General features: G+C 74.1%; 25 protein-coding genes. 7 read left to right on the forward strand and 18 right to left on the reverse strand.

Features of this window, described 5'->3' with window-relative positions:
* Positions 1–47: 47 nt before the first annotated feature.
* The 6 genes from ABTW87_RS20890 to ABTW87_RS20915 form a co-directional block, all read right to left on the reverse strand.
* On the reverse strand, positions 48–860 hold the full coding sequence (locus tag ABTW87_RS20890) for a prenyltransferase/squalene oxidase repeat-containing protein (RefSeq protein WP_350652610.1): 813 nt from the start codon (positions 858–860) through the stop codon (positions 48–50).
* Positions 861–1,008: 148 nt separating this feature from the next.
* On the reverse strand, positions 1,009–2,190 hold the full coding sequence (moeZ, locus tag ABTW87_RS20895; protein WP_350652520.1) for an adenylyltransferase/sulfurtransferase MoeZ: 1,182 nt from the start codon (positions 2,188–2,190) through the stop codon (positions 1,009–1,011).
* A gap of 113 nt (positions 2,191–2,303) precedes the next feature.
* Complete coding sequence (locus ABTW87_RS20900) at positions 2,304–3,065, reverse strand: DUF3152 domain-containing protein (protein WP_350652521.1); 762 nt, start codon at positions 3,063–3,065, stop codon at positions 2,304–2,306.
* A gap of 69 nt (positions 3,066–3,134) precedes the next feature.
* Positions 3,135–3,920, reverse strand: coding sequence for a DUF3152 domain-containing protein (locus ABTW87_RS20905; RefSeq protein ID WP_350652523.1), 786 nt, complete (start codon positions 3,918–3,920; stop codon positions 3,135–3,137).
* 254 nt (positions 3,921–4,174) lie between these two features.
* Positions 4,175–5,149 carry an alpha/beta fold hydrolase gene (locus ABTW87_RS20910; protein ID WP_350652525.1) on the reverse strand — a complete coding sequence of 325 codons (975 nt, stop codon included), beginning with the start codon at positions 5,147–5,149 and terminating at the stop codon, positions 4,175–4,177.
* 55 nt (positions 5,150–5,204) lie between these two features.
* Positions 5,205–7,133, reverse strand: a complete 1,929-nt coding sequence (locus ABTW87_RS20915) for a hypothetical protein (RefSeq protein WP_502891624.1) — start codon at positions 7,131–7,133, stop codon at positions 5,205–5,207.
* A gap of 1,123 nt (positions 7,134–8,256) precedes the next feature.
* Here ABTW87_RS20915 and ABTW87_RS20920 point away from each other — a divergent pair.
* On the forward strand, positions 8,257–8,895 hold the full coding sequence (locus ABTW87_RS20920; RefSeq protein ID WP_350652527.1) for a TetR/AcrR family transcriptional regulator: 639 nt from the start codon (positions 8,257–8,259) through the stop codon (positions 8,893–8,895).
* Positions 8,896–8,959: 64 nt separating this feature from the next.
* Positions 8,960–9,187, forward strand: coding sequence for a DUF3107 domain-containing protein (locus ABTW87_RS20925; RefSeq protein WP_350652528.1), 228 nt, complete (start codon positions 8,960–8,962; stop codon positions 9,185–9,187).
* A 45-nt stretch (positions 9,188–9,232) separates the two neighbouring features.
* Here the strand turns inward: ABTW87_RS20925 and ABTW87_RS20930 are convergent, their stop codons facing one another.
* Complete coding sequence (locus ABTW87_RS20930; protein WP_350652529.1) at positions 9,233–9,883, reverse strand: ferritin-like fold-containing protein; 651 nt, start codon at positions 9,881–9,883, stop codon at positions 9,233–9,235.
* 285 nt (positions 9,884–10,168) lie between these two features.
* Between ABTW87_RS20930 and ABTW87_RS20935 the strand changes: the two genes are divergently transcribed.
* The 3 genes from ABTW87_RS20935 to ABTW87_RS20945 all read left to right on the forward strand — a co-directional run bounded on the left by ABTW87_RS20935 (position 10,169) and on the right by ABTW87_RS20945 (position 13,830).
* Positions 10,169–11,836 (forward strand): DEAD/DEAH box helicase, encoded by a 1,668-nt coding sequence (locus ABTW87_RS20935; RefSeq protein WP_350652530.1) that lies wholly within the window; start codon positions 10,169–10,171, stop codon positions 11,834–11,836.
* A 238-nt stretch (positions 11,837–12,074) separates the two neighbouring features.
* A complete protein-coding gene (locus ABTW87_RS20940; RefSeq protein WP_350652532.1) occupies positions 12,075–13,256 on the forward strand; it encodes a class I SAM-dependent methyltransferase in 1,182 nt (393 codons plus the stop codon).
* 154 nt (positions 13,257–13,410) lie between these two features.
* The gene (locus tag ABTW87_RS20945; RefSeq protein WP_350652534.1) at positions 13,411–13,830 is read left to right on the forward strand and encodes a helix-turn-helix domain-containing protein; all 420 of its coding nucleotides are present in this window, start codon (positions 13,411–13,413) and stop codon (positions 13,828–13,830) included.
* Between the two features lie 4 nt (positions 13,831–13,834).
* On the opposite strand, the gene ABTW87_RS20950 is transcribed toward ABTW87_RS20945, so the two are convergent.
* Both ABTW87_RS20950 and ABTW87_RS20955 read right to left on the reverse strand, forming a co-directional pair.
* The gene (locus ABTW87_RS20950) at positions 13,835–14,782 is read right to left on the reverse strand and encodes a DUF8832 domain-containing protein (protein ID WP_350652536.1); all 948 of its coding nucleotides are present in this window, start codon (positions 14,780–14,782) and stop codon (positions 13,835–13,837) included.
* Positions 14,783–14,902: 120 nt separating this feature from the next.
* Positions 14,903–17,014, reverse strand: coding sequence for a RecQ family ATP-dependent DNA helicase (locus ABTW87_RS20955; RefSeq protein WP_350652537.1), 2,112 nt, complete (start codon positions 17,012–17,014; stop codon positions 14,903–14,905).
* 103 nt (positions 17,015–17,117) lie between these two features.
* Here ABTW87_RS20955 and ABTW87_RS20960 point away from each other — a divergent pair, with 103 nt between their 5' ends.
* Positions 17,118–17,930, forward strand: a complete 813-nt coding sequence (locus tag ABTW87_RS20960; RefSeq protein WP_350652538.1) for a hypothetical protein — start codon at positions 17,118–17,120, stop codon at positions 17,928–17,930.
* Between the two features lie 27 nt (positions 17,931–17,957).
* Here the strand turns inward: ABTW87_RS20960 and ABTW87_RS20965 are convergent, their stop codons facing one another.
* The 8 genes from ABTW87_RS20965 to ABTW87_RS21000 form a co-directional block, all read right to left on the reverse strand.
* Entirely contained in the window at positions 17,958–18,704 is a 747-nt protein-coding gene (locus tag ABTW87_RS20965) for an SDR family NAD(P)-dependent oxidoreductase (RefSeq protein ID WP_350652539.1), read from the reverse strand.
* 117 nt (positions 18,705–18,821) lie between these two features.
* Positions 18,822–19,940 (reverse strand): branched-chain amino acid ABC transporter permease, encoded by a 1,119-nt coding sequence (locus tag ABTW87_RS20970; protein WP_350652541.1) that lies wholly within the window; start codon positions 19,938–19,940, stop codon positions 18,822–18,824.
* On the reverse strand, positions 19,937–20,827 hold the full coding sequence (locus ABTW87_RS20975) for a branched-chain amino acid ABC transporter permease (RefSeq protein WP_350652542.1): 891 nt from the start codon (positions 20,825–20,827) through the stop codon (positions 19,937–19,939). The genes ABTW87_RS20970 and ABTW87_RS20975 overlap by 4 nt, the downstream gene beginning before the upstream one ends.
* Complete coding sequence (locus tag ABTW87_RS20980) at positions 20,827–21,555, reverse strand: ABC transporter ATP-binding protein (RefSeq protein WP_350652543.1); 729 nt, start codon at positions 21,553–21,555, stop codon at positions 20,827–20,829. The genes ABTW87_RS20975 and ABTW87_RS20980 overlap by 1 nt, the downstream gene beginning before the upstream one ends.
* Entirely contained in the window at positions 21,552–22,295 is a 744-nt protein-coding gene (locus ABTW87_RS20985) for an ABC transporter ATP-binding protein (protein ID WP_350652544.1), read from the reverse strand. The genes ABTW87_RS20980 and ABTW87_RS20985 overlap by 4 nt, the downstream gene beginning before the upstream one ends.
* Positions 22,296–22,299: 4 nt before the next feature.
* A complete protein-coding gene (locus ABTW87_RS20990) occupies positions 22,300–23,505 on the reverse strand; it encodes a substrate-binding domain-containing protein (RefSeq protein ID WP_350652545.1) in 1,206 nt (401 codons plus the stop codon).
* A 403-nt stretch (positions 23,506–23,908) separates the two neighbouring features.
* Positions 23,909–24,160 (reverse strand): hypothetical protein, encoded by a 252-nt coding sequence (locus ABTW87_RS20995; protein ID WP_350652547.1) that lies wholly within the window; start codon positions 24,158–24,160, stop codon positions 23,909–23,911.
* Positions 24,157–24,456, reverse strand: a complete 300-nt coding sequence (locus ABTW87_RS21000) for a DivIVA domain-containing protein (RefSeq protein ID WP_350652548.1) — start codon at positions 24,454–24,456, stop codon at positions 24,157–24,159. Before ABTW87_RS21000 ends, ABTW87_RS20995 begins: the two co-directional genes overlap by 4 nt.
* A gap of 288 nt (positions 24,457–24,744) precedes the next feature.
* On the opposite strand from ABTW87_RS21000, the gene ABTW87_RS21005 reads away from it, so the two are divergent.
* Complete coding sequence (locus tag ABTW87_RS21005; RefSeq protein ID WP_350652549.1) at positions 24,745–24,975, forward strand: GntR family transcriptional regulator; 231 nt, start codon at positions 24,745–24,747, stop codon at positions 24,973–24,975.
* 461 nt (positions 24,976–25,436) lie between these two features.
* Here the strand turns inward: ABTW87_RS21005 and ABTW87_RS21010 are convergent, their stop codons facing one another.
* Complete coding sequence (locus tag ABTW87_RS21010) at positions 25,437–26,555, reverse strand: glycerophosphodiester phosphodiesterase (RefSeq protein ID WP_350652550.1); 1,119 nt, start codon at positions 26,553–26,555, stop codon at positions 25,437–25,439.
* Positions 26,556–26,630: the final 75 nt, after the last annotated feature.

The raw sequence follows: 26,630 nt of genomic DNA on the forward strand, positions 1-26,630 counted from the left end.
CCTGGCGTATAGGAGGGGCCCCTTGTTAACACCCCGCCGGGCGGGCGTCAGCGGCAGGCGCGGATCGCCGTGAGAGTCGCGTGCACGTCGAACTGGTGCCCGTCGTCGCTCTCCCAGCCACCGTCGCTGCGCTGCGTCTCGGCCAGCCGGCGGCGGGCGCGGACCAGGGTCCAGTCCTGCTCGTCGACGCCGACCCGGCGCAGCGTCGCGGCCAGCCACGCCACGTCGGTCGGGGACATGTCCGCGATCCGCTCGGCGAGCGCCACCTGGATCCGCGCGGACTCCTGGAACATCTCCTGGCGGAACAGCACCGCCGCGCTCAACCAACCGGCGGCGAGGAACGACGGCCACGTCCCGTCCGGGTTCAGCCGGGCCACCAGGGAGAGCGCGGCGGCGTGCACCACGCCCGCGTACACCCCGCCGACCCGGTGGTCCAGCGGCCCGGCGGCCCGCGCGTCGAGCCCGGCGACGGTCAACCAGAACGCCGCATTCGCGGTCAGGTAGAAGCCGGCCTCCGGGTCGCCCGGCCGGGCCCACTCGGGGGCGGTCTCCGCCAGCGCGGCGTCCTCCTCCCAGCCGCCGTCGGGCAGCTGCCGGAAGGCGAGCCAGTCCAGCGCGCGCCGGGCCGCGGGCCGGCCGATGGCGCCGAGGTCGTCCAGCTCCGCGAGGCGGAAGCAGGTGGCGTCGACGGACGCCACCTTCCCCTCGAGGTACGCGGGCCAGCCGCCGTCCGGCAACTGGCCGCCCTCGGCGACCTCGAGTACGTCCTCCGTCGGCGACGTGCCGGTGCGCAGCCGGGAGAGCCGGGCGCGGTCGACCACGTCGCCGTGCGCCACCACGAAGCCGATCGCGGCGTCCATGTCCACCACGGCGGACACGCTACCTGTGCAAACGTGACTTCGCCTCGGTGAATCGGCCACCCGACGCCACCCCTGCGAACAAGCACGGGACGTGTTAAGAAGGGGCCCCTCCTCTACCGGAGGCGTTAAGAAGGGGCCCTTCCTTACCTCAGTACGCGGGGAGGGACGGGTCGATCTGCTTGATCCAGGAGAGCACGCCGCCCTGCACGTGCACGGCGTCCCGGAAGCCGGCCGCCTTCAGCGCGGCGAGCGCCTCGGCGGAGCGGACGCCGGACTTGCAGTGCAGCACGATCTGCTTGTCCTGCGGGAGCCGCGCCAGCGCCTCCCCGGAGATGATCTCCCCCTTGGGGATCAGCGTGGCCCCGGGGATGCGCACGATCTCGTACTCGGCCGGCTCCCGGACGTCGACCAGGAAGATGTCCTTGCCGGCGTCCTGCCACTCCTTCAGCTCCAGCGCGGTGATCGTCGCGTCGACCACCGCCTCCTGGGCCTCCACCGACACCGCGCCGCAGAAGTCCTCGTAGTCCTCCAGCAGGTCGGTGACGGTCGGGTTCTCGCCGCAGAGGACGCAGTTCGGGTCCTTCCGCACCTTGATCTTGCGGTAGCTCATCTCCAGGGCGTCGTAGACCATGAGACGGCCGACCAGCGGCTCGCCGATGCCGGTGAGCAGCTTGATCGCCTCGTTCACCTGGATCGAGCCGATCGACGCGCAGAGCACGCCGAGCACGCCTCCCTCGGCGCAGGAGGGGACCATGCCGGGCGGCGGGGGCTCCGGGTAGAGGCAGCGGTAGCAGGGGCCGTGCTCGGCCCAGAACACCGACGCCTGGCCGTCGAACCGGTAGATCGAACCCCAGACGTACGGCTTGCCGAGCAGCACGGCCGCGTCGTTGACCATGTACCGGGTGGCGAAGTTGTCGGTGCCGTCGACGATCAGGTCGTACCGGGCGAAGATCTCGCGGACGTTGTCCCGGTCCAGCGAGGTGTTGTGGATCTCCACGTTGACCAGCGGGTTGATCTCGCGGATGCTCGCCGCGGCCGACTCCGCCTTCGGGCGGCCGACGTCGGAGACGCCGTGGATGACCTGACGCTGGAGGTTGGACTCGTCGACGGTGTCGAAGTCGATGATGCCGAGCGTGCCCACCCCGGCGGCGGCGAGGTAGAGCAGCGCCGGCGAGCCGAGGCCACCGGCGCCGACGCAGAGCACCCGGGCGTTCTTCAGCCGCTTCTGACCCTCGACGCCGACGTCGGGAATGATCAGGTGACGCGAGTAGCGGCGGATCTCGTCAACGGTCAGCTCGGCGGCGGGCTCGACGAGCGGGGGCAGCGACACGGTGGACTCCCCGGGATCGGCGGTGGGAACCGCGCCATTGTCGCTCGCCCGGCGGCCGATCGGCCATGAGGAGGGACACGTCGCCCGAACTGCGGGAGCGGGAATAGGCCCGGTCAGGTCCCGGGCACGGGCTCGCCCGCGTACCGCCGCCCGTCCAGGTACGGCCAGGGGTTGGCGACGCAGCCGTCCAAACCGTACGTCTGCTGCTGCATGACCGGCGCGGGCAGGCCGGGTCCCGGGCAGGTCTCGTGCCACTCCCCGAACTCGTGCCCGACCTCGTGGTTGATCACGTAGGTGCGGTAGACGGCCACCGGCGCCCCGTAGTCGGGCACCGCCTCCATCCAGCGCGCCAGGTTGATGATCACCTGACCCGGGAGCCGGCACGAGGTGTAGCCCTCGGTGTGCAGGCCGCCCTCCGCGCACATTCGCTCCGACGTGTCCGGGGTGGCCAGGTAGACGGTGAAGTCGGCGAGATCGACGTCCTCGACCCGCTGTACGCGCAGCTCGCCGGAGCCGATCCAGCTGCGGGGGTCGCCGAGCGCCGCGTCGACGGCCGCGGCGACGGCGGCCGGGTCCTGCCCGGCACCCCGCTCCACGGCGACCCGGTACCGGTGCAGTGGCCCGTCGTCGCCGCGTACGTCGGTGTCACCGGCGGCGGTGGCGAAGCTGCCCGACCCGGTCCTCGGGTAGGCGGCGGCCTGCGGCCGGTCGACCGCCCCGTACGCGGTGCGGCCCGGCGGTGCGTGCGGTCGGTCGCCGGCCCTGGTCAGCGTCACCGCTCCGGTCGCGGCGAGCAGCAGCACCGCGGCGATCAGCAGCACCGCGACGATCAGCGGGACGTGCCGTCGCCGGCCGGGAGGGGACGAGCTGGACATGTCGCCAGCATCGCAGAGCAATCGGTCACTGCACCGCAGTAGATGACTGAACGCACCGACCGGTTGATCTCAGACCGGCGGGCCGGAGTACCGCCGCCCGTCCCGGTACGGCCAGGGGTTGGCGACGCACCCGTCCAGGAAGAGCGTCTGCTGCATCATCACCGGCGCCGGCCGGCCCCGCCCCGGGCAGCGCTCGTGCCGGTTGCCCAACTGGTGGCCGACCTCGTGGTTCACCACGTACAGCCGGTACACCGACAGCGGCACCTTCAGCGCCACGAAGTGCGGGACGGACAGCCGCCAGCGGTCCAGATTGATGATCACCTTGCCGGGTGCCCGGCACGAGGTGTACGGCCGCCCTCCGACCTGGATGTTCACCCCGCCGGCCAGGCACATCCGCCCCGCCGTCCGGGCGGTGGCCAGGTAGACCGTGAAGTCGTGGGCGGAGCCCTCCGGCACCTGCTGCAGCCGCAGCCGGCCGCCGTCCACCCAGCTCCCCGGCCCGGCGAGCGCCGCTTCCACCGCGGCGCCGAACTCACCCGGATCCTCCTCCGCCCCGGTCTCCACGGCGACCCGGTAGCGGCGCAGCGTACCGGCCTCCCCCAGCACCGGCCCGGTCCGGTCGTCGTACCCGAAGGTGCCCCGCCCGGCCGACGGCACCGGCCCGGCGACCCGGAGCACCGGGGGCGCCGACGGCGTCGCCGGCACCGCGGAGGCGGACGGGGACACGCTTGGCGCGGCGGAGGTCGGCGACGGCGACGGCGACGGTTCGACCGCGACCGCCTCCGCGCCGACGTCGCCGCCGCGCTCGTCGAGCACCACCGCCACCGCCGCGACGACCGCCAGGACGAGCGTCATCGCCTCCACCACCCGGCGCGCGCGGTTGCGCCGGGGACGGTGCCGGCCCCGGACGTCGGCGGACCGCGCCGCACCCGCGCGGGGAGCGGGCACCGGGCCGCCGGACCGGACCGGTGCCGGCACCGCGGCCCGGCCCCCGGGCCGGAGCGGCTGCGGAACAACGGCGCGGCCGTCGGCACTCCGAGCGGCCGGAGCTGAGGTACGACGGTGCGTCGAGGCGTTGGCAGGGGCGTTCCGGGCGGGGGGCATCCCGCTCAGCCTGCCATGTCGGGCCGCCTCGCGCCGTCCACCGTTTCGGTGAGCAGCGGCAGCACGGCGCGCGCGACCAGGCGCGGAACCTCCAGCTGGGCCACGTGACCGACCCCGTTAAGCAGCAGCAGCCGGCTGTCCGGGATGACCCGCGCGGTCTGTGGTGCGACCCGCACGTCCACCAGGCGATCGGCCCGCCCGCCGATCACAAGCGTGGGCGCACCGACCGCGCCGGCCAGCCGCCACAGCGACCCCGAGCCGGGCAGGTACGACCGCAGGAAGCTGGCGACCAGGCCGCGGAACGTGCGCACGTACGCCGCGGCGTAGTGCGCGGCCTCGTAGCGGACCCGGATCTCCTCCAGCGCCTCCCGCCGGCGCTGCGGGCAGATCCGGCTGAGGTCCGCGACGCACGCCTCCATCACCTGCTGGGCCATCACCTCCGGCGCGAGCTGGGCCAGCCGCCAGGCGGCCAGCCGCTCGCCACGGGGGATCGCCAGCAGCGGCAGCATCCGGCCCTGCAACGACCGCCGGAAATCGAGGAAGGGCAGGGCCGGCGAGATCAGCGTGAGGGTACGGACCAGGTCCGGCCGCAGCGCCGCCACCTGCACCGAGATCGCGCCGCCGAGCGAGTTGCCGAACAGGTGCACCGGCCCGCGGTCGGCGTGCTCGATCCAGCGGATCACCCGCTCGGCGAACGACGGGATCGTGTAACGCCGCCCCGGCTCGCTGCGCCCGAAACCGGGCAGGTCGATGGCCTGTCCGTCCAGCCGGTGGGCGAGCAGGCCGGCCAGGTCGGTCCAGTTCTGCGACGACCCGCCGAGGCCGTGCACGTAGAGCGCCGGCTCGGCGCCGGGCGCGGTCGCCGGTGTCTCCCGGACGTACGTGACGGTGCCGTCCAGGCGTACCCCCCGGCCGGGCCAGGGAGGTGGGACGGAGTGCGGGGGAAGCAGGCCGTCCGGGCAGAGAATGGCTCGCTTCATGACTCCAGTCTGCCCGGGGCGGCGCGGGTCGGCAGGTCGTCCCGCACCGCACGGATCAGGCGAGCAGCGCCTCGAGACGGCGGTTGACCGCGGCCAGGGTCGCCCGGACCACGGCCTGCCGGGGGTCGCCGGCGACCAGCGCCGAGCCGGCGAGCTGCTCGACCCAGCCGTCACAGACAAGCAGGACCACGACCGTGGCCACCTCGCAGTTGCCGAACGGGACCACGGCGGCGTGCTCGACGAAGCAGCGCCCGCGGTCCGGCTCCGGCCCCGGGGCGCGCAGCAGCTCGTCCACGGCGGCCGCGGCGGCCACCGCGCACAGGCGCAGCACGTACCCGTCGACGGCGGGCCCGGTCGCGTACCCGGCCGCGGGCGAGCCGGCGGAGACCAGGCGCACCTCGACGGTGGCGTCGAGGCCGAACGTGCTCACCTGCACGTGGTCGAGGACCACCCGCGGCCCCGGCCGGCCGCCGGTGTCGAGCGGGCGGGACGGCGCCGTCTCGGTGGTGGTCACCTGCCCCCCGGTGTACGACGCGCCGAGCGTCGCCGGGCTGCCGGTGGCCCCGGGCCCGACCGGGACCGCGGAACCGTCCACGGTGGCCCGACCGCGGTGCGGCCCAGCGGACTGCCGCCGGCGGCGCGGCGTCTCCGGCGCGGACGTGTCCCGGCGTTCGCCGCGTGACGGCAGCGCGTCCGGCCGCGCGGCCGGCGGCCGGGGCTCGACGCCCGATCTCCCCTCGGCGGGCCGGGGCTCGCCGCCGGCCGGCTCGGCCGCCCGCCGCCGGACGGGCGGCGTCGGCTCAGCGGGCAGGCCGGGCAGGTTCTGCGGGGCGGCCGCGAGGCCCATCCGCTCCTGGAGCAGCCGCGCGACGTGCCGGCTCACCTCGGCGGCGTCGGCGCCGTCGGCGAGGTCCAGCCGGAGGCTGTGCGCGCCGGCGGGAGTGCGGCGCAGCTCGGCGTCGCGGACGCCGGCCACCCCGCGTACGGCGGCGAGGATGGCGGCGACGTCGAAGCCCTCCGGGCGGGCGTGCAGCGGGGCGGGCTCGTCGTCCCGGCGCAGGTGGGTGGCGATACGGGCGAGTTCCGGGGTCTCGGCGGGTGGCTCCACGGCTGGCGGCTCCGGCACTACGGGCACGTCCGGCTCGGCGGGGACGCGCTGCGGCAACACCGCCGCTGGATCCGGCAGCCGGTCGGCGTCGGCCGGCTCGGCCGTCGGTGCCGGTTCGGGGGCGGATCGGCGGGCCGCGTAGGGGGGTGCGCTCGTCGGAGCGGGCGCGGACGGGATGCGGTCGACGCCGGCGGCGGCGCTCGTGGCGGGACCGCTGGAGGTGGGACCGGAGGCGGGCGTGCCGCCGACCGGGTCCGTGACGGCGGGATTCTCCGGACGCAGCCGGAATGGTCGATGGCTCTCCTGCGGGGCCTCGCCGGTCTCGCGTGCGGTGGTGGCAGCCGGCGCGGGCGCCGGGGCCGGTACCGCGGAGCGGGGTTCGCCGGTCCAGGCCGGCCGGTCGGTTCCCGGAACCGTGGAATTCCGGCTGGCCGCCTCGGCGGACGGCTCGTACGCCGGTCGGATGTCGGCGCGGCGGCCCGGCTCGGCGGGCGCGGGCGGCGGCTCGGTGCGCACCGGCTCGTACGCCCGCTGCGGCTCGGCCGCCCAGGTGGGGCGCTCGTCCCGGGCCCGGCGGCCCTCGCCGGCCTCGGCCGGGTCGGTCTCCGGACGGGACCGGCGCCCGGGTGGCGCCCACCGCTCGCCGGCGGAGTCCCGTTCGGTCGGCTCGGACTCGTCCCGGGCGCGGCGGCCCGACGGCTCCGGTTCCCCGTGCGAGCCGCGCCCGGACTGGTCGGCGTCGTCCCGGGCCCGCCGGCCGGCGGCCTCCGGCTCGACCCGGGCCCAGGGGGGTGCCCACTCGTGGCCCCAGCTCGGGCGGTTCCAGTTCGGGCCGGACCAGTCCGGCTCGGGGAGCGACGCGCGCCGGTCGACCACCGGCGCCGAGCCGGGTTCCGCCGGGCGGTCCGGCGCGCCGGACGCGGCGGGGGCCCCGTCGGCGTTCTCGACGGCGCCGGGACCGCGGTCGGCCCCGTCGCCGGGTGCCCACCGAGGGGCGGCCGGCCGTTCGTCGTACGCCGGCTCCCCGCCGGCGGCGGTGTCGGCGGCGGGCCGGGGCGCGTCGGGCCGCTGCCCGGCGAAGGGGCGGTCGCCGTGGGCGGCGTCAGCGGTGCGGGCGGCGCCGTCTCCGGGCGTGGCCGGGAACGGGTCGGGGACCGCCGGCTCGGCCGGGTACCGGCGCGGCGCCGGCTCGGGCGGGAACGGCCGGTCCCAGCCGCGCGGCTCCTCCCGGGCCGGCGGGGGCTCGGACGCCCGCTCGCCGGTCGGGGCGTGGAACCCGGGCGGCACCTCGAAGCCGCTCGCGGCCGTGCCGACCGGTGGGATCTGGACGGCGGGCGGCGCCGAGGTCGGCAGCCCGGGCGCGGCCCAACGGGACGCCGGACCGGGGGGCTGTTCCGCGGAGGCGTGCCGCGCGGGCGGCTCCGGCCGGGCCGGCCCGGGCGACTGCTCGACCGGGGGCGCGGGCCGCGGGGCGGGCACCGCCAACCGGTCGCCGTCGGTGTCCCGGCGCGGCTCGCCCGGGAGCCCGGGCGGGGCGCTCACCGGGGTCTGCCGGCTGGCCGGCGCATCCGCCGGTGGGTGCGGGTGCCCGTTGGTGCGGTGGCCGTTGACGTGGGACGGGGGCGGCTCGCCGGGCGGGCCGGACAGTGGGGCGGGCAGGTCGCCGTGCCGCGGCGAGGAGGCGGCCCAGCCGGCGGGCGGATCGGAGCGGCGCCAGGGCGCGGACTGGTCCGGCGGCCAACCTCCCGTGGGGGGCATCCACCCGCCGCCGGAGCGGGAACTGTCCTCCTGCGGACCGGTCCCGTCACCGTGCTCTCCCGGGGTGGCGGCACCGGGTTGCCCTGCATCACTCACCGCGCGCTCCTTGGTCGCCCCCGCTGAGGCTACCGTGTGGTGACAGTGGCGATAAGTTACAGCGGCGGGCCAATTCCGCGACGGGCGAACAGCCCTGACCGGTACGGGTGATATGCCGGCTCGTACATAGAACTCGGAGGTTCCCATGACCGCTGTGGGGAACGGTGCCCAGACCGCCGGCCGGCCCACCCGCCTGCCCCGTTCCGCCCGTCGCAAGCAGCTGCTCGCCGCAGCTCAGGAGGTGTTCGTCGCCCACGGTTACCACGCGGCCGCGATGGACGACATCGCCGAGCGTGCGGGAGTCTCCAAGCCGGTGCTGTACCAGCACTTCCCCGGCAAGATGGAGCTCTACCTGGCGCTGCTCGACACGCACTGCGACGCCATCGTCGCGAAGGTGCAGGACGCGATGCGCGGGACCACCGACAACAAGGAGCGCGTCAGCGCCTCCGTCCGCGCGTACTTCGACTTCGTCGACCACGAGAGCGAGGCGTTCCGCCTGGTCTTCGAGTCGGACCTGCGCAACGACCCGGCCGTGCGCCAGCGCGTCGAGCGGGTCGAGCAGGGCTGCATCGCGGCGATCACCGACACGATCATCTCGGACACCGGCGTGAGCCGGTCGCACGCCGAGCTGCTCGCGTCCGGTCTGGTCGGCGCGGCCGAGACCGCGGCGCAGTTCTGGCTGGCCGGCGGGCGGCAGGTGCCCAAGGCGGAGGCGGAGGCGCTGGTCGCCGCACTCTCGTGGCGGGGCATCGCGAGCTTCCCGCTGCAAGGTGAGTCAGCCTGACCGTCACCCCGGTGATCGGATAGCCTTCCCAGGGCGGCATTTTCGCCCCAGGTGAGGAGGCACAGTGGAGGTCAAGATCGGCGTGCAGTACGCGCCGCGCGAGCTGGTTCTCGAGAGTTCGCAGTCGCCGGCCGAGGTCGAGCAGATCGTGACCGACGCGATCGGCCAGAACACCGGCACGCTCTCGCTCACCGACGAGAAGGGCCGGCGGGTCATCGTGCCGGTCGACAAGGTCGCCTACGTCGAGATCGCCGAGGCGTCCCCGCGGGCGGTCGGGTTCACCGTCCGCTGATCCGGCTGCACGCCACGGCAGGCGCCCGCCTGCCGTGGCGTCCGGTCAGTTGTTCAGGCCGACGGCCGCCATCCGCTCGGTGTGCGCCGCGGTCAACCTGCGGAACAGGGCCTGCACGTCCACCTGCTCCCCCCGCGCGATGAGTTCGGTAAGCGCGCCGCGGTCGGCGGACGCGACCCGGCCGGCCTGCGACAGGGCCTCGCCGACCAGCCGCCGCGCCCACATCGACAGCCGGTTCGCCACCCGCGGGTCGGCCTCGATGGCGGCCCGGATCTCGGCGGCGGCGAACTCCGCGTAGCGCGACTCGTGCAGCACCTCGAGCACCAGTCCCCGGTCCGGTTCGGCAAGCGCACCGGCGATCTCGCGGATGAAGTCGTCGGTGATGCCGTCACCGACGTGGGCCTTGGTCACCGCCTCCTCCCAGTCCCGGGGCTCCGTCGAGTCGTGGTACGCCTGCAACGGCGCCACGTACGGGGCCATCGCGTCGTCGGGCAGCACGCCGAGCGCACCCAGCCGGTCGGCCAGGCGCCGGTAGTTGCGGATCTCCGCGGCGGCCATCTCGCTCAACGCGGCCCGGCGCCGCAGGTCGGGGGCGAGCCGGGCGTCGGCGGCCATCCGCTCGAAGGCGAGCAGCTCGCCGAGGGCCACCAGGCCGAGCAGGTCGACGAGGGCGGAATCGGGCATCGGGGCGGACACCAGCGCAGAGTACCGCCCGCCGGCGAGGGTGACCGGCGTCATATCCCGCGGGGGCCGGCGGGTGGCGGGACCGGAATCAGGACGGCGGCCAGGGGGTTCAGGTAGACTGGAGCAGTTGCCGTGGGCGCCGACCGACGTTCGATCTGGTCGTAGCCGGTCCCCGCGGCGCGCGTGCGGCCCGGTTGCGCGCGGCAGTTCCGCCGCCGACCGTGTGGCCCGCGCCATACCGAGAGCGCCCTGAGGACTAGACGGGGCGCACCCACGAGAGGGCACCCCCAAATCCATATGAGCGAGCTGACTCAGAACCTCATGGACGGCCAGGAACTGGCCCCCACCGCCCCGGTGCGACCGGAGGCACCCACCTTCGCCGAGCTGGGAGCGCGTCAGGAGACCGTCGACGCGCTGACCGCGGCCGGCATCACCCGCGCCTTCGCCATCCAGGAGTACGCGCTGCCGATCGCGCTGCGCGGCGTCGACCTGATCGGCCAGGCGCCGACCGGCACGGGCAAGACCCTGGGCTTCGGCGTGCCGCTGCTGGAGCGGGTCTTCGCCCCGTCCGAGGGTGGCGACGGCGTGCCGCAGGCGCTGGTCGTCGTCCCCACGCGCGAGCTGGGCATCCAGGTCGCCAAGGACCTGCAGGCCGCCGGCAGCACCCGGGGCGTGCGCGTGCTGCCGATCTACGGCGGCGTGGCGTACGAGCCGCAGATCGAGGCGCTTCGCAAGGGCGTCGAGATCCTGGTTGGCACGCCGGGCCGGCTGATGGACCTGCAGAAGCAGAAGCACCTGCGGCTCGACCGGGTGCGCGCGCTCGTCCTCGACGAGGCCGACCGGATGCTCGACCTGGGCTTCCTCGACGACGTCGAGAAGATCCTTGCGATGCTGCCGGAGGACCGGCAGACGATGCTCTTCTCGGCCACGATGCCGGACCCGATCGTCGCCCTGTCCCGGCGCTTCCTGCGCCGGCCGGTGACGATCCACGCCGGCCACACCGCCGAGACCGGCCCGTCGCCGCAGACCCAGCAGCTGGCGTACCGCACGCACTCGCTGAACAAGGTCGAGATCGTGGCGCGGATCCTGCAGGCCGAGGGTCGCGGCCTGACGATGATCTTCACGCGGACCAAGCGGGCCGCCGACCGGGTCGCGGAGGACCTGGACTTCCGCGGCTTCGCCGTGGCCGCCGTGCACGGTGACCTGGGGCAGGGCGCGCGCGAGCGGGCGCTGCGGGCGTTCCGCGCCGGCAAGATCGACACCCTGGTCGCCACTGACGTCGCGGCCCGCGGTATCGACGTCACCGGCGTCACCCACGTCATCAACTACGACTGCCCCGAGGACCAGGACACGTACACCCACCGGATCGGCCGCACCGGCCGGGCGGGGGCGAGCGGTGTGGCGGTGACCTTCGTCGACTGGGACGACATGCCCCGTTGGCGGATCATCGACAAGACGCTCGGCCTGGACATGCCGGAGCCGCCGGAGACGTACCACACGTCGCCGCACCTCTACACGGACCTGGACATCTCGCCGGAGATCACCGGCACCCTGCCGACCGGTGAGCGCACCCGGGCCGGGCTCGCCGCCGAGGTCGAGGAGGACCTCGGTGGGCGGTCCCGCCGGGGCGACACCCGGGGCTCGCGGCGCGGTGAGGGCCGTGGCCGGGAGCGCCGTCGGGGCCGGGGCGGGGAGGACGGCGGCGGTGGTTCGACCGCCGAGCCGACCGATGCCGCTGTTGCGGCGGACACCGAGGAGCGCGCTCCCCGCCGCCGCCGGCGCCGCCGGGCCGGCGAGGTGATCGCCGCCGGCGAGGCGACCGCGGTGGTCTCCGCAGAGGGCGTCGCCGACCCCGAGCCTGCCGCCGCCGAGGGCGCCGCGGCCCCGAAGCCGCGCCGCCGCCGGCGCCGCCGTGGTGGCGGTGGTTCGGGCACCGGTACGCCGGCCGAGGCGACCGCCGACTGACCCGCGCACGCCTCGACGTCCCCCGCTTGTCCTCATCGGCGGGGGACGTCGCGTACTCCGCGCCGTCCCGGCCGACCAGCACCACCCGCCTTCGCCCCCCTTTGCTCTGCGTCAACCCACGCAATGAAATGCGCCGGCTTCTTGTGCGCCCGTTGAAGCAGAGCAAAGGGAGCGGACGGAACGTCCGCGCTCGCCGTCCGCCGTGGTGCCGGCCGCCTGACCCAGGGAGAATCACGCTATGCCCGAGCCGTTGGACGCCGCTCTCGCCGAGGTGCGCACCCTGTTGCTCGGCCCCACGCTGACCCGTGCGGTCGCCGCCGGCCGCCGCCGCGGGCAGCGCCCCGCCGCGGTCCGCGCGGAACTGCGCCCGGTCGTCCTGAAGGCCGGCCCGCGGCTCCAGATCGCCACGTCCGACGGGAGCCGGCCGTACACCCGCAACGTCGCCCCCGGCCCGGAGACCACGGCGGCGGTGGACGCGTTGCTGGCCGAACCGTTCGGCAACTGGCACGTCGAGACCGCGGAGACGACGCTGCAACTGCGGGTCACGAAGTCCGGTGAGGCTCAGGTGCACCGGTCGGCGCCCACCCGGCCGGCGGCCGCGCCGGCCACGCACGACCGGGCCAAGGACTACCTGCTCGACCCCGGTGACCCGATCTTCGCCGAGATCGGCGGGTCGGCGGCCAAGCGGCGGCAGGTGGACGCGTTCCTGCGGGCGCTCGCCGCGACGCTGCCCGAGGACGTGACCGGCCCGCTGCGGGTGGTCGACCTGGGCTGCGGGAACGCGTACCTGACCTTCGCCGCGTACCGCTGGCTGACCCGGCGGGGCCTCGACGTCCACCTGGTCGGGGTCGACGTGCGCGAGGACCAGCGGCAGCGCAACACCGAACTCGCGGAGCGGCTGGGCTGGGCCGAGCGGGTCCGCTTCGTCGCGGGCACGATCGCCGACGCGGTCGTCGAGCCCGCCCCCGACCTGGTGCTGGCGCTGCACGCCTGCGACACCGCCACGGACGAGGCACTGGCCCGGGCGGTGCGCTGGGGATCCCGCTGGGTGCTCGCCGCGCCGTGCTGCCATCACGACGTCGCCGCGCAGCTGCGCTCCCGGCCGGCCCCGCCGCCGTACGACCTGCTGACCCGGCAGGGCATCCTGCGGGAACGTTTCGCGGACGTGTTCACCGACGCGGTGCGGGCCGGGCTGCTGCGGCTGCACGGCTACCGGGCCGAGGTGGTCGAGTTCGTCGACTCCCGGCACACGCCGCGGAACCTGCTCATCCGTGCCCGCCGCACCGGTGCCGCACCGACTGACGACCAGCGGGCCGAGTACCGGACGCTTGTCGAACAGTGGGGCGTCGTGCCTCGCCTGGCCACCCTGATCGGCGAGCCGGCCGGCGAGCGGACCCCGGCGGTCGCCGGCCGGCAGTGATTACCCGACCCGGGCCCCCGCACCGGCACTATCTGCCGAGTCAGTCTCGCCGACGGGACGGTCTGGTCGATCAGTCAATTGCTTCTGGCGGCCGGCGTACTACCCTCGAACTGCGCACCGGCCGGGTGCCGGTCGGGAGGGAAGACCCGCTGGAATGGCTTCGGGAGAGGTAACGCCACAGGCGGCGTTCGCACGCTTCGTGCGGCGTGCCATCGACGACGCCCGGGAGGAGCGCGGGTGGACGGTGACCGACCTGGCGTCTCACACGGGTGTCGGCCGCTCCACCGTCTTCCGCTGGCTGGCCGGTGACTGGCAGGACTACCCCGAACTGGCCAAGGTGCGCGGCTTCTGCGCCGCGCTGGACCTGCCCGTCGCGGCCGCGTTCCGCGCCCTCGGACTGCCCGACGCCGGGCCGTCGTCGCCGCGCCGGCGCAGCGACGACGGCCCGGTCGACGCCGACGTCCGGGTGATCCTGCAGCGGCTCGCCGACCCGGCCGTGCCCGCCGAGGAGAAGCACCACATCCGGGACCTGCTGCGCTACCTGGCGCGCCGGCCGATCCGCCGGGTGGGTTGACCGGTCAGCGGACGTCGACCGTGAACTCGGCGGTCCGCACCACGCCGGCGACCTGGAAGTCCAGGTAGAGGCGGTACCGCCCGGAGCCCGGAACGGTAAGCCAGAACCGCACCGTCCCGTCGACCAGGTCCGGCTCCGGGTGCACGTGCAGGTAGCCGAGGTCCCCCTCCCGGAGCGCGACCAGGTGGCCGTACGCCCCGAGGTACCGCTCCAGCGGGGCCGTGCCCCCGTCGGTGCCGATCCGGAAGGTCAGCGGCACCGACAGGCCGGCCTGCGGGTTGCCCTGGTAGTCGACGGCGAACCCGTCCACCGTCGTCGCGGTGGCCGCCGCCGGCAGGGCCCGAGGCTGGTAGTCGCCGGCCGCGACCAGGTCGGTCCCCAGGGTCACGGCGGTCTGCCTGCCGTCGTCGGCGAGGGCGGTGAAGTCGGCGTACGCCCGCCAGACACCCGGCCGCGGCAGCGTCAGCGGCACCGACCAGGTGCCGTCGGCCGCCATCGTCGGGTGCAGGTGCTGGTAGCCGGTCAGGTCGCGGCGCACCACGATCACGTGCATCGGCTTGTCGTGCACCACGGCGAACCGGGTCACCGGCCGCCGCTGCGCGTCCCGGATCTGGAACCTCAGCTCGGCGGGCCGGCCGGCGGCGAAGTCCACGGTCGACGGGACGACCGTGTACCCGCCCGCGCTCACCGACAGCCCGGTTGCCTGCGCCGCCAGGCCCTGGTCGGCACCGTGGTCGTGCGCCCCGGTGCCGGGTGCGTGGGCGTGGTCGGCAAGTGCGCTGTCGTAGCCGACCGCCCTGGCCGCGTCGCCGGCGCCGAGACGCCCGAGCCCGAACCCGAGCAGCACGGCGAGGATCAGCCCGCCCACCACCAGCGCCAGCCGGAGCGTGCTCCCGTCGGGCATGGCGGAGACACGCTCGGCGCGCGCGGCGTCGGGCGGCTGCTCGGTCATGCCGCCCACGCTACCGCCGGTCGCGCGGGCGCCCCGGCGGGTGCCGCTCGGGCGTGGCGACCGTCGCATTTCGCCGTACCTCGGAACTTTCCGGGACGGTCCGCGCGGCGAGCGCGCGGCTCAGCCGACGACGGCCAGGGCGAGCGGCAGAACGTCGGGCGCACCGGCCCGGCGCAGGTCCCGGGCGACGACGGTCATCGTCCAACCTGAGTCGACCAGGTCGTCGACGAGCAGCACCGGCCCGTCCAGGCCGGCGAGGGCACCGGTCAGGTCCGGCGGCAGGGTCACCGCGTCGTGCAGGGCACGTACCCGCTGGGCGCTGTTGCCGCGCGGGCCGCTCGTGGCGGACACCGCGGCGGCGCCGAGCAGCGGCAGCCGGCCCACCGCGGCGATCCGCCCGGCGAGCGAGCTGACCAGTCGGGGCCGGCGGCGCGACCCGACCGCGACCACCCCGACCGGGCGGCGCGGCCAGGGGTCGTCGCCGTGCGCCCACGCCTTGAGCACCTCGACCACGGCTGCGGCCACGTCGTCGGGCAGGTCGGCGTCGGCCGCGTCCGGCCCGACCAGCTCGCGCAGCCGGCCGCCCCAGCCCAGATCGGACAGGCGGCCCACGGCCCGGCCGGGCAGCGCCTGCTCCGCCGGGGCGATGCGCCCCTTGAGGGGTACGCCCACCGCCTCCATACCGGTCGGCCAGAGCTTCTTCGGCGGGATCTCGACGCCGGGGCGGCCGAGGAAGGTCTGCGCGGCTCGCAGGGCGGCGTCGGAGACGTCGGTGCGGAAGATCGGGCCGGCGCACCGGTCACACCTGCCGCAGTCGGCCGCGTCGGCGTCGTCCAGGCACTCCCGCAGGTAGCGCAGGCGGCAGCCGGGCGTGGTCGCGTACTCCCGCATCGCCTGCTGCTCGGCGGTGCGGGCGGCGGCGACCCGTCGCAGCCGGGCCTCGTCGTAGGTCCACGGCTCGCCGGTGGCCACCCAGCCCCCGCGCACCCGGCGGACCGCGCCGTCCACGTCCAGCACCTTGAGCATCAGCTCCAGCCGGGCCCGGCGCAGGTCCACGAGCGGTTCCAGGGCCTGGGTGGAGAGCGGCCGGTCGGTGGGCAGGGCGGCCAGCACCGCCCGCACCTGCTCCTCCGGCGGGAACGCGAGCGAGGCGAAGTACCGCCAGATGGCGGCGTCCTCGGCGCCGGGCAGCAGCAGCACCTCGGCGTGCGCGACCGCCCGACCGGCGCGGCCGACCTGCTGGTAGTACGCGATGGGTGACGGTGGCGCGCCGAGATGCACCACGAAGCCGAGGTCGGGCTTGTCGAAGCCCATCCCGAGGGCGCTTGTGGCGACCAGAGCCTTGATCTTGTTGTCGAGCAGGTCCTGCTCCGCGGCGCGGCGGTCCGCGTCCTCGGCCTGGCCGGTGTACGACGCCACGGCGTAGCCCCGGGAACGCAGGAACTCGGCGGTCTCCCCCGCCGCCGCGACGGTCAGCGTGTAGATGATGCCGGAGCCGGGCAGCTCGTCGAGGTGATCGGCGAGCCAGGCCAGTCGGTGGTCCGGGCCGGGCAGGTCGACCACGCCGAGCCGCAGCGACTCCCGGTCCAGGCTGCCGCGCAGGACGAGAGCGTCACCGAGCTGCTCGGCGACGTCCTGGGTGACCCGGGCGTTCGCCGTCGCCGTGGTGGCGAGCACCGGGGTACCCGACGGCAGGTTGCCGAGGAACGTGCGCAGCCGGCGGTAGTCGGGCCGGAAGTCGTGCCCCCAGTCGGAGACGCAGTGGGCCTCGTCGACCACGAGCAGCCCGGTGGTGGCCGCGAGCCGGGGCAGCACCGTGTCCCGGAAGTCCGGGTTGTTGAGCCGTTCCGGACTGATCAGGAGCACGTCCACCGCGCCGGCGTGGATCTCGCCGGTGATGTCGTCCCACTCGTCGAGGTTCGCCGAGTTGATGGTCCGGGCCGGAATGCCGGCCCGGGCCGCGGAGTCGACCTGGTTGCGCATGAGCGCCAGCAGCGGCGACACGATCACCGTCGGACCGTGCCCGCCGGCCTCCCGGAGCAGCGCGGTGGCCACGAAGTAGACCGCCGACTTGCCCCAGCCGGTGCGCTGCACGCACAGCACCCGCCGCCGGTCGACGACCAGCGCCTCGATGGCCCGCCACTGGTCGTCGCGGAGCCGGGCGTGTTCCCCGGCCAGCCGCCGCAGCACCGCCTCGGCCCGCTCACGTACCGCCGTCCGGTCCTCGCTCATCCGGCATTTCTACCAGCGGCCGACGACACCGACGACGCCGTCCGGCCGCCGGCGTGCCAGTATCGACGACGGCCCGTCCTGGTGGAGAGGGAGAGATGAAGTCATGACGCAGCGAACCGGCACCGCCGCACCGGCCCGCCGGGCCGTAACCGGCGCGACCGTCCTGCTGGCCGCCACGACCCTGCTGACCGGCTGCAGCGGCGACGGCGACTCGCCGGAGCCGTCCCGGTCGCCCGACCCGAAGGCCGCCCTGCTGGCCGCCGTGCCGGACGAGAAGGACCCGGCGTTCCTCTTCACCGGCACCGACGTCACCGGCACGGTCAGCGGCTCCGTCGACCCCGCGAGCAAGGGGATGGAGTTGAACGTCGTCCAGAAGGACGCCGAGGCCGGCTTCACCATGCGGATGTCCTTCCGCGTGATCGACCAACAGTCCTGGATGAAGGTCGACTTCGACGGCGCGGAGGAGTTGAGCACGCTGCTCAAGCTGCCCAAGCGGTGGATGGAGCTGGACGAGAGCAAACTGACCGACCCGAAGGGGGTGCCCGCGTACGAAGGCGCCGACCCGGGCAACGCCGGCGTGATCCTGCGGACGGCCGGCGGGATCCAGCAGCAGCCCGACGGGTCGTACCGGGGCACGGTCGACCTGACCAGCGGCCCGGACATCGCGGACGCGGTGGACGGCGTCGACGTGGCGGCGCTGGGCGACGCGGCGAAGGCCGTGCCGTTCACGGCGGTGGTCGGGCCGGACGGCAACCTGACCACGCTGACCGTCGACATTCCCGCCGCCGGCGCGCAAAAGGCCACGAAGTACGTGGTGAAGTACTCCGACTTCGGCAACGCCCCGGCGGTCACCGCACCCAGCGGCGACGACGTGGAGGCGGCGCCCGCCTCGGCGTACGAGCTGCTGAACGGCTGAGGCGGGGCGGTCCGCGCCGCCGGTGCGTCAGCGGCCGAGGACCGATCCGCCGTTGACGCCGAGGACCTGGCCGGTGACGTAGCCCGCGGCCGGTCCGGCGAGGTAGCGGACCGCCTCGGCGATGTCGTCCGGGGTGCCGGCCCGCCCGACAAGCGTGGCCGCCACCCGCTTGGCGTGCCCCTCGGGCGTCATCCGGTCGCCGAAGAACTCGGTGTCCGTGACGTAGCCGGGGCTGACCACGTTGACCGTGATCTGTTCCGGGCCGAGCTGGGCCGCCAGGTCGTACGCCCAGCCGTGCAGCGCCGCCTTCGCCGCCGAGTAGGGCCCGCCGCCGCCACGCTGCGCGGCGATCGAGCTGACCAGGACCACCCGCCCACCGGGACGGCGCAGCCGCGGGCGGAGCGCCTCGGTGAGCAGCACGGCGGTGAGCACGTTCGCGTCGAGGTTCGCCCGCCACTGGGCGGCGACCCCGGCGAGCGTGCCGCTGTCCCCGCCGAGGTAACCCCCGGCGTTGTTGACGACGGCGTCCACCGGCCGGTCCCCGACCGCCTCGACCACCCGGGTGAGCTGTTCCGGGTCGGTCAGATCGGCGACCACGGGCCGCACCGCACCCGGCCGGGCGAGATCCCACGAGATCCGGTCCGCGGCGGCCTTGAGCACGTCCTCCCGCCGCCCCACGACGAGCACGTCGAACCCGTCGGTGGCGAGCACCCGGGCGACAGCCGCCCCGATCCCCGTCCCGCCCCCACTCACGACCGCAACCCGCTCACCCATGCGCCGTCCTCCCAACGTCCGGACCCCGTCGATCATGAAGTTGTCGCTCTCGCACACGGCGTGTCGTGACTATAACTTCATGATCGACGGGGTGGTGGTTCCGCAAGCGGGCGCCGGTCAGGGGCGGGTACGGAGGGAGCGGCGGAGGAGGGCCAGGCGGGGGGCCAGGCTGGCGATGCCACCGGGGAAGAAGTAGACCGCCAGGATGAACACCGTGCCGAGCACGAACAGCGGCTGGGACAGCGGGCGGCTCAGGAACGCCGGGAGGGCGTCCACCGCGTCGCTGGTGCCGAAGGCGACCAGCCGGTGGTCCAGGTACACGTAGAGGATGCCGCCGAGCACCGGCCCCCACCGGGTGCCCGGCCCGCCGAGCACCACCATGACCAGCAGCGACAGGGTCAGCTCGCTGGAGGTGATGTGCGGGGAGGCGCCGCCGACGATCAGGCAGTAGACCACGCCGCCGCCGGCCGCGAGCCCGCCGGCCAGGGTGAAGGCGACAAGCTTGAAACGGTACGGGTCGAGCCCGAGCACCCCGATCCGGCGCTCGTCGTCGCGCAGGCCGGCGAGGACCCGCCCGGTCGGCGAGCCGCTGACCCGGTGCACCACGAACACCACGACGACCAGGTACGCCAGCGCCAGCCAGTACAGGTTGACCGTGTTCGTCACCCCGACCAGCCCCGCCGGGAGCCCGGAGACGTCCAGCGGCAGGCCCTCCTCGCCGCCGGTGAGCCCGCCGAAGTCGCGGGCCACCAGGATCGCGCCGACCTGGGCGAACGCCAACGTCACCATGGCGAAGGCGATGCCGACGGTACGCAGCGCCACCGCGCCGAGCAGGGCGGCGAGGATCGTCCCGCCGGTGATCGTGAACAGCGCGGCCTGCCACAGCGGCAGACCGGCCTTCGTGATCAGGATGTCGGTGCCGTACACGCCGGCGGCGAAGTAGAGGGCGTGCCCGAAGGAGAGCATTCCGGTCCGCCCGAAGAGCAGGTCGTACCCGGCCGCGAGCCCACCGAAGACCAGGCAGACGGCGAGCAGTTGCAGGGTGCCCGGCGAGTTCAGCGCGCCCTCGAAGATGCCCGGCAGGTGCAGCGTCGAGTACGGCAGCATCAGCGCGACCGCCAGCGGGACCAGCGGCAGGAACGGGCGTACCCGGTCCCAGCGACCACCGTCCGGCGTCAGCTCGGCCGGCACCGCGGCCGGGGCGGCGGGAACCTCGGGACTCTTGACCTCGGTCATGCCGTTGCCACCTTTCCGGCGATGCCCTGCGGGCGCAGCAGCAGCACCACGGCGAGCAGCCCGACCACGCAGATGTCGCCCAGGCCGGAGGTGCCGTAGTAGTTGACGAACTGTTGCAGCAGCCCCACCGCGACCGCCGCGTACGCGGACCCGACGACCGAGCCCATGCCGCCGATCACCACCACGATGAACGCGAAGATCAGCAGCGAGCCACCCTGGCCCGGCGAGACGGTGCCGAAGTAGACGCCGCCGAGGGCGCCGGCCAGCGCCGCCGCCGCCCCGCCGATCGCGAAGACCAGCGTGAACGCCTTGCGTACGTCGATGCCGAGCGCGGTGACCATCTCCCGGTTCTCCACCCCGGCTCGGATGATCAGGCCGTAGCGGGTCCACCGGAGGAAGGCCAGGATCGCGCCGAGCACGAGCACCGCCGCGATGATCAGCAGCAGGCCGCCGTTTGGCACGTTGGCTCCGAGCACGTTGGTGACCTGCCGGGTCCATTCCGGGCGCGGGAAGGTGCGCGGGTCGGCGCCCCAGGTCGCCTGGAGCAGCGCCACGCCGGCCAGGGAGAGACCGACGGTGACCAGCACCTGTTCGATGGTGCGCGAGTAGAGCGGCCGGATCAGCACCAGTTCGACCAGGACCGCCACAAGCGTGCCGGCGAGGACGCCGAAGGCGACGGCGACCACGAAGCCGAAGCCGTCCCCGCCGGCGCCGGGCAGGTTGCCCGCCGCCCACCAGGTCGCGTACGCGCCCACGCCGAGGAACAGCCCGTGCGCGAAGTTGAGCACGTCGGCGAGGCCGAAGACCAGGGACAGGCCGGAGGCGACCAGGAAGTAGAGCGCCGCCAGGCCGAGCCCGGTCAGCGTCAACAGGATGATCGTGTCCATCAGTGGTGCACCTCCGCGGAGCCGACCCCGAGCAGGGACTTCGTGAGCGCGGTCTCCAGCAGGAGTTCCTGGGCGTCGCCGGTCCAGGCGACCCGCCCGGCGGCGAGCACCACCGCGTCCCGGGCCAGCCGCCGCACCACGGCCAGGTTCTGCTCGACCAGCAGCACGGGCACCGACTCGGCCACCCGCTCCAGCACCTCGGCGACCTCGGTGACCACCTTCGGCGCGAGGCCCTTGGTCGGCTCGTCGATCAGCAGCAGGCGGTTGTCGTTGAGCAGCACCCGCCCGATCGCGAGCATCTGCTGCTGCCCGCCGGAGAGCGAACCGGCCCGCTGCCGGCTGCGCCGCTCCAGTTCGGGGAAGAGCGCGTAGACCCGGTCGTACGCCGGGGTGGTGCCCCGCCGCTCGGCGAGCCGCAGGTTCTCCGCGACGGTGAGGGCGGAGAAGACGCACCGGTCCTCCGGCACGTAGCCGAGCCCGCCGCGGACCAGCCGGTGGGTGGGCCGGGCCAGCAGGCTCTGCGCGCCCATCCGGATCGTGCCGCGCACCTCACCGGCGCGCGGGGTGAGCCCGACGATGGCGCGCAGCGTGGTGGTCTTGCCGACGCCGTTGCGCCCGAGCAGCACGGTGACGCCGGTGGGGGCGACCGTGAAGGAGACGCCTTGGAGGATGTGCAGCCCGGAGATCCGGACCGACAGGTCCTCGACGCTGAGTACCGGCTCGCTCATAGTGACTCCCCCAGGTAGGCCTCCTGGACGGTCGGGTTCGCCATGACCGTCTCCGGGGTGTCGCAGGCCAGCAGCGCGCCGTGGTGCATCACGGCGATCCGGTCGGCCAGTTCCAGGATGACGTCCATGTGGTGCTCGACCATCAGCACCGACCGGCCGCTGTCGCCGGTCAGCGAGCGGATCACCCGCACCAGCTCGGGCACGTCCTCGGCGCTGACCCCGGCCATCGGCTCGTCGAGCAGCATGACGCGGGGCTCGCCGGCGAGCAGCAGGGCGATCTCCAACTTGCGCTTCTCGCCGTGGGCGAGGGTGCCGGCGAGCGCCGTACCCCGGTGGGCGAGGCCGACGCGGTCCAGCGCCGCGTCGGCGGCGGCGGCGACCTCCCGGTCGGCCGCCGCCCGCCGCCACAGCTTCATCGAGCCCCCGCGGTACGCCTGCACGGCGAGCCGGACGTTCTCCCGCACGCTGAGCGAGCCGAAGACCGAGGACGCCTGGAAGGTACGGCCGAGCCCGAGGCGGGCCCGCCGGTGCGGCGGGAGGGCGCTGATGTCCTGCCCGTCGAGGGTGATCCGACCTTCCGTGGCCCGGCGCAGGCCGGTGATCAGGTTGAACAGTGAGGTCTTGCCGGCGCCGTTGGGCCCGATCACGCCGAGGAACTCCCCGGGTGCCAGGTCGAGGTAGACGCTGTCGACGATGGCGACCTCACCGATCCGCCAGGTCAGACCGCGGGTGGCGAGCATTGCGTCAGCCCTTCATCGCCACGACGGGCGGCGCGGTCTCGTCACCGGTGAGGCTCTTCTGCGCGGTGGCGGTGAACGCCTGGCCGCTGCCTTCGAGCTTCGCCTGGAACATCGGCTGGAGCAGGGCGTGGTCCTCCTTGCGGATGGTCAGCTGACCCTTCACGCCCTCGAAGCTCCACCCCTCCAGGGCGGTGATCATCTTCTCGACGTCGTCGCCGCCCTCGGCGATGGCGCGGACGATCATCTGCGCGGCGTGGAACCCGTCCGGGTGGAACAGGTCGAGCGTGCCACCGGGGACCTTCGCCTTGGCGGCCTTGGTCGCCTCGTTGTCGGTGGCACCGTCGAAGTAGTGCGACAGGAACGAGATCTTGCTGCCGGCCGCGCCGAAGGTCGGCCAGGAGGCGCGGATGTCCAGGCCGGTGACGACCGTGGTGGAGGTCAGCACGCCCTGCTGGTCGAGGGTCTGCCACATCGCGGGGGCGGTGGTGCCGGCCCAGGCGACGAAGAGCAGGTCCGGCTTGGCGGCCTTGATCTGGCTGGCGAACGGGGTGAACTCGGTCGCGCTGGCCGGTGCCCGGACGCTGCTGACGTTGGCACCGGCGCCGCCGATGACCGCCTTGACGGCGGCCTCGTTGGCGTCACCGAAGGCGCCGTCCTGAGCGAAGACGACAACCTTCTTGCCGGCCGCGTCGCCGATGAACGACTTCGCGGTCACCACGTCCTGGTACGACTGCCGGCCGGAGCGGAACGTGTACTTGTTCGCGCCGGTCACGCCGTCGGTGGCGGCCGGCCCGGAGATGAACAGCACCTTGTTCTGCGCGGCGATGGGGGCGACCTGGAGGGCCACGCCGGACGCCGTCGAACCGGCGATGATCTTGTGTCCCTTGCCGACCAGGTCCTTGGCCGCGGAGACCGCCTTCGCGGGGTCACCGGCGTCGTCGACCTCGGTCAGCTCGATGGCCCGGTCGCCGACCTTGTTGGTGCCCTTGGTTGCGTAGTCGAGGCCGGCCTTGAACCCCTCGATGTACTGCTTTCCGTAGCTGGCCAGCGCTCCCGACTGGGAGTACACCAGGCCAACCTTGACCGGCGCGGCGCTGTCGCCGCCGCCGGAGGCGGTTTCCTGCGGGCTGCCACAGGCCGTGGCGGCGAGCGCCGCGGCCATGATCGTGGCGGCGGAGAGGAACGTCCGCCGCGTCGTCCGGACCGTCATTGCGACTCCACGTGAGGACTCGGAGGTGGGGGAACTCATATGACGGCTCACGCTAGAAGTGACGTCACGCACGGGCTATGTGGCCGAAACACACAAGTAACAGGAGGTGGGTGGCCGTACGTTACAACGCCGCCGGTCGAGCGGTGCCGGCCGGTCGAGGCGACGGCCGCGGCCGCCACGGCGCATCCCGACGGTGTGTCGGACCCCGCCACCAACCCCAACCGAACGCCGTTCACCCCCGCCCGTCCCGGCACCGCACCCCACCCGACCGGACGACCGGCCCGCCGCCGGAGGGCGAACCTCGTCGGTAGGGCGCTTTGGAAGTGATGTCGTGGCTGGATCGCGTGCCGCGGTGCCGCCCGGTGGACCGGTGCGGGGGACCGGCGCGGGGCGATCGCGACGGTCAGTGACGCGGCGGGGTACAGGGGCCGTCGTGGTCGGCCGGGCGCGCGCACCGCCCGGCGCCGTCGAGGCGGGCGTCGCAGAAGACCCGATGGCGTACGAACTGCGCATCCTCCTCGGACACCGTCGTCTCCGCCGGGTCGATGTGCGGCAGGAAGCCGAGTGAACGGGTGATCGTCCGGGCGAAACGCTTCGCGGCGGCCAGGTCGGTGGCGAGTACCGGCAGGTGCACCACGAACCGCTCCCGGGTCACCGTCGCACCCCCGGCGTGAACCGGGCCTGCCAACTCCGCAGCGCCCGCTTGATGCGTACGTTCTCCTCGGTGACCGTGACCAGGTCACGCCGCGCCGCGGCCAGCTCGCCGGCCACCCGGTGCAGGAACGCGTGCACCTCGACCGGGTCCAACCCTCGGCGTACCGACCGGAACCGCCGTTCCCGCACCTGCCCCACGGTCAGGGGGCGGCACGATTCCGAGCGGTACCAGCCGCCATTCGGTGACCGTCCCGGCCGACCACGCTCCGGGCGGAACAGGTTGAGCAGGCTACGCACGCCGGACCTCCCTCGTCACTGCCGTCTGGAGGCGGTCCGGCCCGCCGATAGGGGACGCGGGCCGGACCGCCGGCCCCGCGACCGCAGCCCTCATCGGCGGTACGACCCCGGAGCCCACTTTCGGGCCCGACCCCGAGGCTTGCCGAACCAACCGGAGCCGGACACCGGTCAACCTACTACAGCAGGTACAGCAGGTCGAGCCCGGAACGTGGTCGAGGGGCAACTTATTGCAGTAGCTAGAGCAAGTCGGGCATGATCGGAGATGCCGAACCAACCGGAGTCCCAACCATGCCCACTGCACAGCCGTCATTCCGTCGCATCGTCGACGAGATCAGCGAGAAGATCAGGACCGGCGAGATGAAGCCGGGCGACAAGCTGCCGTCGACCAGCCAGCTCGCCGACATGTACAACGTCAGCACCGGCACGGTGTACCGCGCCCTGTCACTGCTGCATGACCGCCAACTGATCATCGGCCAGTCCGGCCGGGGAACCTACGTCGCGGAGCAGCCCGGTCGCTGACGCCGCCAGGAGATCACACTCCGTCGACGATCCACGGCGAACGGGGGCGACGGCCTCCGCGAAGTGCATGCCTGCGGCATCGCCGCACCCGGCCGCCCCGGAAACCCCACGCCGCCGGCGCGTAGTCGACCGACCACGACTCCGGGCGACCCACCGACGACATCAGTTCCAAAGCGCATGATTGCTCCACTCGACCGCACATGGGAGCCCGCATGCTCGTGTCAGGCTGGGACTCCGGCACCGAGTTCCATGCCACCGGGTGCGGAATGACAAGCCATTACCGGGCCGAGCGCGCGGCTGACGGCGGTTGATCGACTCGCCTTCATGGACGTCGGGGCGCCCGCGGCGGCGGGATAGCGCGACTTCCATGATGCCGAGATGGCCTTGAGGCAGGAGATGGAGGAAGGCGTCGGCCCGCCACCCCAAACCTGGGGTGGCGGGCCGACAGAGGGGCGGAACTTTCAGCGGCGGGGCAGGCCGGCGCGGGCCGCGACCGCCGTGTCCGGGTGGTCGGTGAAGACGCCGTCGAGGCCCAGGCCGTAGAAGAGCTCGTACTCGGCCTGGATGTCGCCGCGCGCGTTCGGGTCGGCGCCGATCCGGAAGTCCGCGGGAAGGAACTGGTTCTCGGCCCGGAAGGTCCAGGCGTGCACGATCAGCTTCGCCCGGTGCGCGTCGCGGACCAGGGTGGTCGGGGCGAGCAGCTTCCCGGCGCCGTCGCGCGGGACGATGAGGTTCTTGTTGGCCCCGATCCCGTCGGCGTACCCGGCGATCCACTTCAGGCCCGCCGGCGTGGCCAGGTCACGGTAGGTGCGAGCGTCGCCGGCGACGGTGAAGTCGTACGGGCGGCCGGAGGCGTCGAGCAACTGGGCCAGCTTGACGTCGATCATCCGATCCAGCTTCCGGAGGTTCGCGGTCTCGAAGGACTGGATGATGACCGGCGAGTTCCGGTGGGTCAGCTTGTTGCGCCGCAGCACCCGGACCAGCGGCTCCTCCAGCGGCAGGCCGATCGAGGCGAAGTAGGTCGGGTGCTTGGTCTCCGGGTAGACGCCGATCACCCGGCCCCGGGCCCTGCCCTCCAGCCGGGCCAGGTCGATGACCTCCTGGAGCGTCGGCACCTCGAACTGACCGTCGAAGGCCGTGTTCGCGACCCGGACCTGCGGCAGCCGCTCCTCGGCGCGCAGCGTCTTCAACTCGGCGAGCGTGAAATCCTCGGTGAACCAGCCGGTCACCCGCACGCCGTCGATGGTCTTCGTGGTCTTCCGGGCGGCGAACTCCGGCCGGGCCGCCACGTCGGTCGTACCGCTGATCTCGTTCTCGTGCCGGGCGACAAGCACACCGTCCCGGGTGGCCACCAGGTCCGGCTCGATGTAGTCGGCGCCCTGCCGGATCGCCAGCCGGTACGCCTCGAGCGTGTGCTCCGGCCGGTAGCCGCTGGCACCACGGTGACCGATGACGATCGGGCGGTCGTCCGCCCGGGACCGGTCGACGCCGGGGGCGGCGGAGGCGGTCACGGTCGGTACGGCCACCGCGGCCGTGAGCAGGGCGCAGGCCAGCCCGAGGGCGGAAAGGGTGCGTCGCAACGCCGTCTCCTGTCGTTCGTCGTGGACAACGGCCTCAGCAGAACCGGCGACGTTGACGGCGGGATGGTCGGCGGC

The sequence above is a fragment of the Micromonospora sp. NPDC126480 genome (genome assembly GCF_040302465.1).
Classification (GTDB): Bacteria; Actinomycetota; Actinomycetes; order Mycobacteriales; family Micromonosporaceae; genus Micromonospora.